The sequence below is a fragment of the Chthonobacter rhizosphaerae genome, assembly GCF_013839525.1.
Classification (GTDB): domain Bacteria; phylum Pseudomonadota; class Alphaproteobacteria; order Rhizobiales; family Pleomorphomonadaceae; genus Chthonobacter; species Chthonobacter rhizosphaerae.
This window is the reverse complement of sequence record NZ_JACDIS010000005.1, coordinates 225,943-236,798: the sequence shown is the minus strand read 5'-3', so window position 1 is coordinate 236,798 and position 10,856 is coordinate 225,943. Positions and strand designations below refer to the sequence as shown.

The window sequence follows — 10,856 nt, the reverse complement described above, 5'->3', positions numbered from 1 at the left end:
ATCGTTTCTCGAGGGTCGGCGGAGGCGTGGAATGTCCGAAGCAGTGTCGCTGGATGCGGCCCTGTCCTCTCTGGATCAGGCGATCGGCCGGCTCGAGACCGCCGTCGACCGTCGGCTCGACGCCGACCGCACCATCATGACCCTGGAGGACGAGCTGTCCCGCCTCGGCGAGGACCGCTCCCGTCTCGCGCTCGACCTCGACGGCGCCATGGCCCGCGCGGGCCGCCTGGAGGACGCCAACCGCGAAGTGTCCCGCCGTCTCGTGGCCGCGATGGAGTCCATCCGCGCGGTGCTCGACGCGCATGGCGGCTGATCCCATGGCCCAGGTCACCGTCACCATCGCCGGCAAGACCTACCGCATGGCCTGTGACGACGGCCAGGAGGAGCATCTCTTCGGCCTCGCCCGGCGCCTGGACGAGACCGTGGACCAGCTCCGCGGCGTGTTCGGCGAGATCGGCGACCAGCGGCTCACGGTCATGTCGGCCATCACGGTGCTCGACCGCCTGTCCGAGGCGGAGCGCCGGCTCGACGCCCTCGCGGCCGAGGCCGACGCCGCCCGCGCCGAACGCGACCAGCTCCTCGACCAGCAGGCCGCCCTGGAAGCCCGCGTCGCCGAAACCCTCCTCACCACCGCCGGCCGCATCGAGGCCCTCGCCGAAAAGCTCGCCCCCGGCAAGACGACCGGCTGACCGCCCGCCCGAACCGGCCGGGAACCACCGCCATCGCCGAAGCGCACGAACCACCTTCATCGTCGAAGCGCAGGAAACCACCTCCCGTCATGGTCCGGTTCATCCGGACCGCCCACGCATTCCGCTGTCGCGCCGCCTTCGACGGCCCCGGCCGACTGCGCGTGCCTGACCTCCCGGCGCGGAGCATGACGTCGCCGCCCCCCTTCCCCTCCCCCTCGCCGGCCCCTATATTCGGCTCGTGGCGTTGCTGCGCTTCGCGTCAGGAACTCTAATATCCCCGGGGCCTTACGATTCCAAACGGGGGCTGTACCTGACCGGGCTCGTGGGCTCGGACAAACGGCTCCCACCTACGCTGTAGGTTCCCGGGATCGATCTTCCAACGGTCGCCGCGGGACGCCACGCTCGCTCTTCCGTCCGCCGGCCGCCAGGGTCCGGCGGTCTCGGCCGGCGATCCCCCGCGCCGGTGCCCGGCAGCCGCTGGCCCGCCCGATCGGGCGAGGACCTCCGGCCGCCGCCCATCGCCGCGGAGACCTCCCCTTGACCGGCCAGCCCACCACGCCCTCGCCCGGTTCGTCCGGCCTCGATCCGGCCGCAGTCGCGGCCCGCAAGGCGGCCCTCCGGGCCGAAAGCCTCGCCCGCCGCGACGCGCTCGGCGACGAGGAGCGCGCGACCGGCTCGCTCGCCATCGTCGGCCGGATCGCCGCGCTCGACCTGCCGGCCGGCGCCGCCGTCTCCGGCTTCCTGCCGATCCGGTCCGAGGTGGACCTCCGTCCTCTCCTCGCCGCCCTTCACCAGGCCGGCCACCCGGTCGGCCTGCCCTTCATGCGCAAGCCCGACCTGGTGTTCCGCCGCTGGACGCCGGAGACCGAGCTCGTCCCGTTCGGCTTCGGCACCTACGGCCCGCCGGAGACCGCGCCCGAAGTGGTTCCGGACGTCATGCTCGTCCCCCTGTCGGTGTTCGACCGCAAGGGCGGCCGTATCGGCTACGGCAAGGCCTACTACGACATCACCATCGCGCGCCTGCGATCGGAGGGACGCGATCCCCGCTTGATCGGCGTGGGCTTCTCGGTGCAGGAAGCGGAGGACGTGCCGATGGAGGCGCACGACATACCCCTCCACCTCGTCCTCACCGAGCGGGAGGTCATCCGCCCCGCCAGACCTTGAACGCGTTCCGACCGGAGTTTCCCCGCATGCGCATGCTCTTCATCGGCGATGTGGTGGGCCGATCCGGACGCAACGCCATCGCCGAGCGCCTGCCGGGGCTCGTCGCCGACCACCGGCTCGACTTCGTGGTGGTGAACGGGGAGAATTCCGCCGGCGGCTTCGGCATCACCGAGGAGATCTGCCAGGATCTCCTGGACGCGGGCGCCGACGTCGTCACCACGGGCAACCACATCTGGGACCAGCGCGAGACGCTCGTCTACATCGAGCGCCAGGGCCGCCTCCTCCGCCCGCTCAACTTCCCGGCGGGCACGCCCGGCCGGGGCGCCACCCTCGCCATCGCCCGCAACGGCGCCCGGGTGCTCGTCGCCAACGTGATGGGCCGCGTCTTCATGGACGCCCTCGACGATCCGTTCGCCGCCATCGAGCGGGAGCTCGCGGCGTGTCCGCTCGGCGAGCAGGCGGACGCGGTCCTCGTCGACATGCACGCGGAGGCCACGTCCGAGAAGCAGGCCATGGCGCATTTCCTCGACGGCCGCGCCACCCTCGTCGTCGGCACCCACACCCACGTGCCGACCGCCGACCACCAGATCCTCGCCGGCGGTACCGCCTACATGTCGGACGCCGGCATGACCGGCGACTACGACAGCGTGCTCGGCATGGAGAAGGACGAGCCGGTCAGCCGCTTCCTGCGCAAGATCCCGTCCGGGCGCTTCCAGCCCGCCATGGGCGAGCCCACCCTCTCCGGCGTCGCCGTGGAGGTTTCCGACCGCACCGGCCTCGCCGAAAAGATCGCCCCCCTCCGCCTCGGCGGCCGCCTCAGCGAGACCCGCCCGGACTTCTGGTGAGAGGCGCTGGCGCCGGGAACGGCGTTGGTGACGCCGCGTCCGACGGCTTACCTCCCTTCGCCGTCTCTTTATTTCCCGCGCCCCACCGCCTATAAGTCCGCCATTCCACGCTGGGGCCGGACCGGCCCTCGACGCCGCCGCGGTCGTCGGGCGCCGATGCCCGGGGCCGTCCGCGGCTCCACACCACGCCGAGGCTCCGATGGCCGGACACAGTCAGTTCAAGAACATCATGCACCGCAAGGGCGCGCAGGACGCCAAGCGGTCGAAGATCTTCTCCAAGCTCGCGCGCGAGATCACCGTGGCCGCCAAGATGGGCGGCGCTGATCCGAACATGAACGCCCGGCTGCGCCTCGCCATCCAGAACGCGCGCGCCGAGAACATGCCGAAGGACAACGTCGAGCGCGCCATCAAGAAGGCCGCCGGCGCCGACACGGACAACTACGACGAGGTCCGCTACGAGGGCTACGGCCCGGGCGGCGTCGCCGTCATCGTCGAGGCCCTGACCGACAACCGCAACCGCACCGCGTCGGCGGTCCGCTCCTACTTCACCAAGTCGGGCGGTGCGCTCGGCGAGACCGGCTCGGTCGCCTTCATGTTCGATCGGGTCGGCCAGATCACCTGCAAGGCCGATGTCGGAACCGCGGACGCGGTGCTGGAGGCCGCCATCGAGGCCGGCGCCGACGACGTGGAGTCCTCCGACGAGGCGCACGTGATCATCTGCGCCTTCGAGAGCCTGGGCGATGTCGCCAAGGCGCTTGAGGCGGCGCTCGGTCCGGCGGAGAGCGTGAAGAGCGTGTGGCGCCCGAAGACCGGCACCTCCCTCGACGAGGAGAAGGCCCAGTCCCTGATGAAGCTCATCGACACGCTGGAGGACGACGACGACGTCCAGAACGTCTACTCGAATTTCGAGGTGTCGGACGACGTGCTGGCCAAGCTCACGGCGGCCTGAGCGGATACCGCCGGCCCGGTTCGGGCCGTCCGGAAAAGCTAGCCGGTTCCAAGACACCGCTCCACAATGGAAGGCCGACGCCCCCGGTTCGATCCGGCGGCGTCGGCCTTTCCGTTTCCGGCCGTCGGGACCGTTCAGGTCCCGGGCCGTTCACGTCACTGGCGGCTCAGGCCCACGCCGGCGAGGCGGCGGGTGAGGTCCCGGTACGTTTCCGCCAGAGTGCGGATGTCCCGGGAGACGGTCTCGACGGTCTGGAACCGGTTGGCGATGCCGGCGGAGAATTCGGACGGCTGGGTGGAGGACCACTTGGACTTGGGCATCTTTCAACTCCTGACTGGTGGGATGCCTGATAACACCAAAGATACGTAGTTCTTACAGCGTTGGATCACCGGTCAGACTAAAAAACATGACTAATAGTGGTTCTAGCAGAAGCTAAGCGATTGTTAACCGTTGATCGGGATTATTGCGGAGCCGGGGAGTGGCCGAACCGCTCCGTTCGGCTTGCACACGAGCGCCCGAGCCTTCCGCCATGTCTCTTTTGTCCTTCCGCGCGACGACGACGACTACCTCGCCCGCCTCCTTCAGGACCCTAGTTGACACGCTGCCCCTTGCGGTCATGACCTGCCGGCCCACCGATTTCGTCATCGACTACGCCAACCGGGCTTCCGTCGCGATGCTGGAACGGATCCGCCACCTGGTCCCGGTCGACCCGGCCCGGATCGTCGGCACGTCGATCGACGTGTTCCACAAGAACCCCGCCCACCAGCGCGGCCTGCTGGCCGATCCGCGCAACCTGCCGCACAAGGCCACGATCAACCTCGGCGAGGAGATCCTCGAGCTCGACATCCAGGCGATCCGGGACGCGCGCGGCGGCTATCACCGGGCCATGCTCGTCTGGAACATCGTCACCGAGAAGGTGAAGGCGGACAAGGAATCCCGTCGGCTCCTGCAGATGATCGACAAGATGCCGGTCAACGTGATGACGTGCGACCCGAAGACCTTCAAGATCAACTACATCAACAACACCAGCCTGGAGACCCTGCGCCGGATCGAGACCTATCTGCCGATCCGCGCGGACCAGATGCTCGGCGCCTCCATCGACGTGTTCCACAAGCGGCCGGAACACCAGCGCGCGATGGTGGGCGAAGGCAACCGCTCGCTGCCCCACAAGACGGTGATCCAGGTCGGCCCGGAGCACCTGGAGCTGAACGTCTCGCCGATCACCAGCGAGGACGGCCGCTATCTAGGCCCCATGCTCTCCTGGTCGATCGTCACCGACCGGGTGAAGATCGCCGACGACGTCGGCGGCATTGTCCAGACGATGAACGACGTGGCCGACAGCCTGGAAACCGCGTCGGGAGAACTCGGCGCGGTCGCCCGGGACGCCCAGACGAAGTCCGCGGCCGTCTCGGCGGCGTCCGAGGAGATGAGCGCGTCCATCCGGGAGATCAATCTGCGGATGAACGAGACCGCGAAGGTCAGCGAGGACGCGGAACGCGAGGCGAGCGTCTGCACCCAGCGCATGTCCAGCCTGTCGACCACCAGCAGCCGGATCAGCGAGTTCACGGCCATCATCGAGGCGATCGCCGAGCAGACCAAGCTGCTCGCCCTCAACGCCACCATCGAGGCGGCCCGCGCCGGCGAGGCGGGCCGCGGCTTCGCCGTGGTGGCGGCCGAGGTGAAGGCCCTGTCCGAACAGACGGCGCGCGCCACCGAGCAGATCCGCAGCCAGATCGACGCCATCCAGGCCGACACGGCCGCGGCGGTCACCGCCAGCACCACCGTCAGCACGGTGATCGGCCGGATCCGCGAGTTCACCACCGCCGTCGCGGGCGCCATGGAGGAACAGCAGGCCGCCACCCAGGAGGTGGTCTCGCTCATCGGCGGCGTGAACAGCGCCGCCGCCTCCACCATCGACTCGGCCCGGTCCGTCGCCGAGGTGATCGGCCGGGTGCAGGAGGCGAACGCCCTGAACAGCCGGATCAAGGGCTATCTGCAGCGCGACTGACCGGACGCGAAGAGGCCCGCGCGGCGTGCGCGCAGGCCTCTTTCCGTCTCCCGATCTCGGCCCTCTCGGCGTTTCGCCTCTCAGGCGGCCCGGATGGTGCCGAGGAACCGACGCACCTCGGCGGACAGCACGTCCGCCTGGGCGAGCAGCCCATCGGACGACGTCAGCACCTGCCGGGAGGCCTCGGCCGCGTCCCGGGCCGCCCGGGACACGCCGAGGATGTTGGCCGACACCTCCTCGGTTCCCTTGGAGGCCTGGCTCACGTTCTGGGCGATCTCCCGGGTCGCGGCGCTCTGCTGCTCCACCGCGGACGCGATCGCCGAGGAGATCTCGTTGAGCTGGGAGATCACGCCGCTGATCTCCGCGATCGCCGTCACCGTGCCGGTGGTGGACGCCTGGATGTCGTTGATCTGCGACGCGATGGAGGACGTCGCCTTCGCGGTCTGGTCGGCGAGCTGCTTCACCTCCGCGGCCACCACCGCGAAGCCGCGGCCGGCCTCGCCGGCGCGCGCCGCCTCGATCGTGGCGTTGAGGGCCAGCAGGTTGGTCTGCCCCGCGATGGTCGTGATCAGCTCCACCACCTCGCCGATCTTCTGGGCGGCCGACGACAGGGCCCGGATCTGCTGGGCCGTGCGCTCCGCGTCGGCGGTGGCCCGGCCGGCCACCCGGGCTGCCTCGTCCACCTGCCGGCCGATCTCCAGGATCGAGGAGGCGAGCTCCTCGGAGGCGGACGCCACGGTCTGGACGTTCGCCGACGCCTGCTCGGACGCCGCCGCCACCGTGGACGACCGGGCGAGCGCCTGCTCGGAGGTGGTCGACATGGCCTCCGCCGTCCCTTTCAGCCCCGCGGAAGCCTGGCCGATGCCCGTCACAACCGATCCCACCGCCGTCTCGAAGTCGGCGGCGATGCGCTCCAGCATGCGCCGCCGCTCGTTGGCGGCCGCGATCGCGTAGGCCTCCATCAGCACCTCGATGTCGAGCCACGCGGCCCGGGTGAGGCTCAGGAGCAGGTGTTCGTGCCCGGCCACCGCCTTGCCGTTGAGCCCCAGGCGGTTGGCCGGCCGCGTCGCGGAGAGGGTGCGCAGCGCCACGTCGAGCACCGCGTTGTGGCAGAGCACGATGGAATGGGCCGGGATCTTCTTTTCCACGAAGGCCGCCGCGAAGCGCAGGGCCGACGTGACGAACTCCGGGCCGTAGTCGCCCGTCGCGGCCCGCATCCAGTGCTCTCGCCGCGCCTGGTGGATGACCGGCTCCGACAGCGACGCCACGATCTCCGGCCACTCGGCGAAATGCTGCCTGCTCTCCACCAGGATCGTTTCGAGATGGGTCTCGAGCACCGGCCTGAGCGCGCGCAAGGCCGCGATCTCGGCGCCGGACATCTTGAAGGCCCGCAGCTGCCTGGAAACGTCGATCGTGTCCATCGTATCTCCGAATTGATCAAGCGTGCCATACCGTTCCGGCCGCAGAGCCCGAACGCGCACGGCCGGCGCACCCTCGAGCCGAACGGGCCGGGCGCTTAAAAAATATGCAGGTTTCGGTGTTGAATGGCCGTATCTGCGGATCTTTTTCGGAGCTGTCAAAACAGCTTCAAGGCCCGCTTTTTCGGTCAGCGAACACCGACGCTCCGGTCCGGCTGAGCGGTTTTGTGCTTTCGCCCCCGGCGCCGTCCAACTCGGCAACCTATAGTCGCGTGCCGGCTCCATACATAGCGGCGAAGGATCGTCCGGCCGACCTTCCGCGTCTCGACCTGAACGGAAGTCCGGCCCGCGCGCCGTTTCTTGCGATCGTCTTCACGCGGCCTTCACTCTGGCGAGGCCGGATCCGCCGCGGCGAGGTAGACGGCCAGCGCGCCGCCGAGGTCCGCCCCGAAGGTCACGCCCCGGCGCGACAGCGCCCGCGCGACCGCGGACCACGCCGCCTCGCCGATCGCCCCGGAGCCGTCCGCCTCGGCCCGTCGCACCGTGGAGAGGGACACCTCGGCCGCGGTCGCCAGGTCGCCGAGCGACCAGTTCAGGAAGGCCCGCGCCGCGCGCAACTGGTGCCCCGGCACCGTCGCCGGGGGCGGCCTGTCGGCGCCCTGCAGGTCGTCCGCCCCGCAGGCGCCGAACCACCAGGCGACCGCGCCATCGCTCGTCCGCAGAGGCAGCGCCCTGGAATGGACCCGCGCATAGGTCCCGTCCGGGCGGCGCAGCCGGTAGCGGGCCTGGTACCGCTCGCCGCCGCTCACCGCCTCGCGCCAGGCGGCGCGGACGGTATCCCGGTCCTCCGGGTGCACCGCCTCCAGCCGCCCCCAGCCGGACACGTCCGCGGACGACTGAGCCGTCTTCCGCCGCCACGCCGCCGTGTCGACGGCGGACCCGTCCGGCCCGGCCGTCCAGAGTTCCACCTCGAGGAGCCGCGCCAGGAGGTCGAGCCGCCGGTTGGTCGCCTCCAGGGTGGCGCGCGCCTCCTCCTCCTCGGTGATGTCGCGCACGAGGCCGGTCATCAGCACCGCGTCCCCGTCGCGCGAATGGATCATCTCGACCCGGCTCGCCACGTGGCGCAGGCACCCGTCGCGCCGCAGGATCCGGAACGCCCGGCGCGTCAGCTTGCCGTCGGTGACGATCTGCGAGGGCTCGGGAAAGGCCAGCCGGTCGTCCGGGTGGATCATGGACCGAAACAGGTCGAGCGACACGGTTTCCGATGGGTCCACGCCGAGGATCCTGTAGAGGCCGGCCGACCACGTCAGGCTGTTCAGGGCGAGGTCCCAGGACCAGATCCCCAGACGGCCGTCCTCCTCCACGATCCTCAGGAGTTCATACGAGGACATCTTCCGAATCGAACCCACCTCGAGCCTCCCGGCCGAACCATCGGGCGACGGTCTTACAAGTCAGCCGGGGCGCTTGCCACCGTATGTGAATTGCATGTGTGAGTGGTCCATATGCTTTTTCTTGTAATGTTCACCGCACGTTGCGCCTGAACGGCGGCCTGGACGCGTGCGGGCGCGCCCGCCCCGGCCGTCGCCGCCTCACCACACCGGCAGCCCGGCGAGCCCGGCCCCGGCGATCAGCCCGTATGCGACGAGCCGGTAGGTCCGCTCGCTGGTGCGTCCGAACAGGCTGCCGCCGAGCGTCATGCCGGCCGCGAACACCGGCGCCATCCAGAGCACCTTCAGCCACACGGCGCCGTCGATCAGCCCGGCCATGAGGTAGGTCGCGAGGGTCGCGGCCGTGCCGATCGCGAAGAACAGCATGGCCGAGGCCCGGATCGTCTCCGGCGGGATCGCCCGGCCGAGCCAGAAGAGGATCAGCGGCGGGCCGCCGATCTGGGCGAGGCCGTTGAGGAAGCCCGACGCCGCTCCGACGCCCACGGCCGTGCCGGGCCCGGCGGTGGTCGGGACCTTGACGCCGGCGGCGATCAGCGCCACGCCGCCGAGCACCGCCAGCGAGATGGCCCAGCGCACCGTCTCGGTCGGGGCGGCCACCAGCGCCCACGCGCCCACCGGCGTCATCAGGCAGGCGCCCGCCGCGAGGGGCACCACCTCGCGCACGTTCGCCTTCGGCAGGAGGCGGATCACGAACGGCAGGGCGGCCGGGATGTCGAACAGCAGGATGGTGGCCGCCGCCGTCTTCGGGCCGAACAGGGCGGAGGCGACCGGCACGTAGATGAGCCCCGCCCCGAAGCCGGAGAAGCCGCGCACGAGGCCGGCGACGAACACCACCGCGAGCGCGACGGGCATGGCGCCCTGAAGGGGCACGGCGAGGAAGTCGGCGAACATGGGGCGGGTCCGGGCGCGGGCGGGAGACGGCCGCGCCACGCGCACCCTCTTCGGGACCCGCGCGCGGCCGTCGTCCCTCATCTCTAGCCGAGAACGTCCCGGATTCCGATGGACGTCTCGCCACTCGCCCGCCTTCGGGCGACACGCCGCGCGGCCGGCTGTACGAATCGGGAACGCCGGACTACACCTCGCTCATGAGCACCTTCGGCCGCATCGGCACCGTCACCCGCATCATCGGCATCGACCCGGGCCTGCGCCGCACCGGCTGGGGCGTCATCGACATCGCCGGCAACTCCCTCTCCTTCGTGGCCTCCGGGACGGTCACGTCGGACGGCGACGACGACCTCGCCCGCCGGCTCGTCTCGCTCCACGACGGCCTGGACAAGGTGCTGGAGACGTTCCACCCGGACGAGGCGGCCGTGGAGCAGACCTTCGTCAACAAGGACGCGGGCGCCACCCTGAAGCTCGGCCAGGCGCGCGGCATCGCCCTCCTCGTCCCGGCCCGCCGGGGCCTTGCCGTCGCCGAATACGCGCCGAACGCCGTCAAGAAGGCGGTGGTCGGCGCCGGCCACGCGGAAAAGCAGCAGATCCGCCTCATGGTGACCGTCCTGATGCCCAAGGCCGAGTTCAAGACCGACGACGCCGCGGACGCGCTTGCGATCGCCATCACCCATGCCCATCATCGCGGCTCGGCGACGGCTCGGCTCGCCCGCGCCGCCCTCGCCTGACGCGACGCCGCCGACGACGACCCACCCCGCTCCGCCACCTGCCAGACACACGAGACCGGTACCGCCATGATCGGCAAGCTGAAGGGGGTCGTCGACAGCGTCGGCGAGGACTACCTGATCCTCGACGTGCACGGCGTCGGCTACCAGGTCTTCTGTTCCGCCCGCACCCTGCAGCGCCAGGGCCGCGTGGGCGAGGCGCTCGTCCTCCACATCGAGACCTTCCTGCGCGAGGACATGATCCGCCTCTACGGCTTCGTCAGCGAGACCGAGCGGGAGTGGTTCCGCCTCCTCAACACCGTCCAGGGCGTCGGCGCCAAGGTGGCCCTGTCGGTCCTTTCCGTGCTCGATCCCGGCGGCCTCGCCACCGCCATCGCGATGCGCGATCTCACCGCCCTCTCCCGTGCGCCCGGCGTCGGAAAGCGGGTCGCCGAGCGCATCGCCACCGAGCTGAAGGACAAGGCGCCGGCCTTCGCGGACGCTGACCCCGCCGTCCTGCGCACCGCCGTGGACGTCGCCGAGGCCCGCGCCTCGGGCCCGGTGACGGAGGCCGTGTCCGCCCTCGTCAACCTCGGCTACGCCCAGCTCCAGGCCGCCGCGGCCGTCACCGCCGCGGCAAGGACCGCCGGCGAGGAGGCCACAACCGAAAAGCTCATCCGGCTCGGCCTCAAGGAACTCGCCCGCTGATGCCGCGCCGGTCCGGGTCGAACCCGCCGCCG

At 70.6% G+C, this 10,856-nt stretch carries 12 protein-coding genes and 1 other RNA gene; 9 read left to right on the top strand and 4 right to left on the bottom strand.

From position 1 onward, the window contains the following. Positions 1-31: 31 nt before the first annotated feature. From HND91_RS11225 to HND91_RS11200, 6 genes are all read left to right on the top strand, one after another. Positions 32-313: a DUF4164 domain-containing protein gene (locus HND91_RS11225; protein ID WP_181706654.1), complete on the top strand. Its 282-nt coding sequence runs from the start codon at positions 32-34 to the stop codon at positions 311-313. Between the two features lie 4 nt (positions 314-317). Then, complete coding sequence (locus HND91_RS11220; RefSeq protein WP_181706812.1) at positions 318-689, top strand: cell division protein ZapA; 372 nt, start codon at positions 318-320, stop codon at positions 687-689. Positions 690-930: 241 nt separating this feature from the next. Continuing rightward, positions 931-1,087, top strand: a non-coding RNA gene (ssrS, locus tag HND91_RS11215) — 6S RNA. A gap of 139 nt (positions 1,088-1,226) precedes the next feature. Continuing rightward, positions 1,227-1,853, top strand: coding sequence for a 5-formyltetrahydrofolate cyclo-ligase (locus tag HND91_RS11210; protein WP_181706653.1), 627 nt, complete (start codon positions 1,227-1,229; stop codon positions 1,851-1,853). Positions 1,854-1,879: 26 nt separating this feature from the next. Next, complete coding sequence (locus HND91_RS11205; RefSeq protein WP_181706652.1) at positions 1,880-2,698, top strand: TIGR00282 family metallophosphoesterase; 819 nt, start codon at positions 1,880-1,882, stop codon at positions 2,696-2,698. Positions 2,699-2,897: 199 nt separating this feature from the next. After that, positions 2,898-3,647, top strand: coding sequence for a YebC/PmpR family DNA-binding transcriptional regulator (locus HND91_RS11200; protein WP_181706651.1), 750 nt, complete (start codon positions 2,898-2,900; stop codon positions 3,645-3,647). Positions 3,648-3,802: 155 nt separating this feature from the next. Here the strand turns inward: HND91_RS11200 and HND91_RS11195 are convergent, their stop codons facing one another. Further along, positions 3,803-3,967 carry a hypothetical protein gene (locus HND91_RS11195; protein WP_181706650.1) on the bottom strand — a complete coding sequence of 55 codons (165 nt, stop codon included), beginning with the start codon at positions 3,965-3,967 and terminating at the stop codon, positions 3,803-3,805. A 296-nt stretch (positions 3,968-4,263) separates the two neighbouring features. Here HND91_RS11195 and HND91_RS23055 point away from each other — a divergent pair, with 296 nt between their 5' ends. Further along, complete coding sequence (locus HND91_RS23055) at positions 4,264-5,655, top strand: methyl-accepting chemotaxis protein (RefSeq protein ID WP_281379073.1); 1,392 nt, start codon at positions 4,264-4,266, stop codon at positions 5,653-5,655. Positions 5,656-5,735: 80 nt separating this feature from the next. Here HND91_RS23055 and HND91_RS11185 read toward each other — a convergent pair whose 3' ends face one another. From HND91_RS11185 to HND91_RS11175, 3 genes are all read right to left on the bottom strand, one after another. After that, positions 5,736-7,076: a globin-coupled sensor protein gene (locus tag HND91_RS11185; RefSeq protein ID WP_181706648.1), complete on the bottom strand. Its 1,341-nt coding sequence runs from the start codon at positions 7,074-7,076 to the stop codon at positions 5,736-5,738. Between the two features lie 380 nt (positions 7,077-7,456). Next, on the bottom strand, positions 7,457-8,464 hold the full coding sequence (locus tag HND91_RS11180; RefSeq protein ID WP_181706647.1) for a PAS domain-containing protein: 1,008 nt from the start codon (positions 8,462-8,464) through the stop codon (positions 7,457-7,459). A gap of 198 nt (positions 8,465-8,662) precedes the next feature. Continuing rightward, entirely contained in the window at positions 8,663-9,412 is a 750-nt protein-coding gene (locus HND91_RS11175) for a sulfite exporter TauE/SafE family protein (protein WP_181706646.1), read from the bottom strand. Positions 9,413-9,624: 212 nt separating this feature from the next. Here HND91_RS11175 and ruvC point away from each other — a divergent pair, with 212 nt between their 5' ends. Then, positions 9,625-10,140 carry a crossover junction endodeoxyribonuclease RuvC gene (gene ruvC, locus HND91_RS11170; protein WP_425485444.1) on the top strand — a complete coding sequence of 172 codons (516 nt, stop codon included), beginning with the start codon at positions 9,625-9,627 and terminating at the stop codon, positions 10,138-10,140. A gap of 66 nt (positions 10,141-10,206) precedes the next feature. Then, on the top strand, positions 10,207-10,824 hold the full coding sequence (gene ruvA, locus HND91_RS11165) for a Holliday junction branch migration protein RuvA (protein ID WP_181706644.1): 618 nt from the start codon (positions 10,207-10,209) through the stop codon (positions 10,822-10,824). Positions 10,825-10,856: the final 32 nt, after the last annotated feature.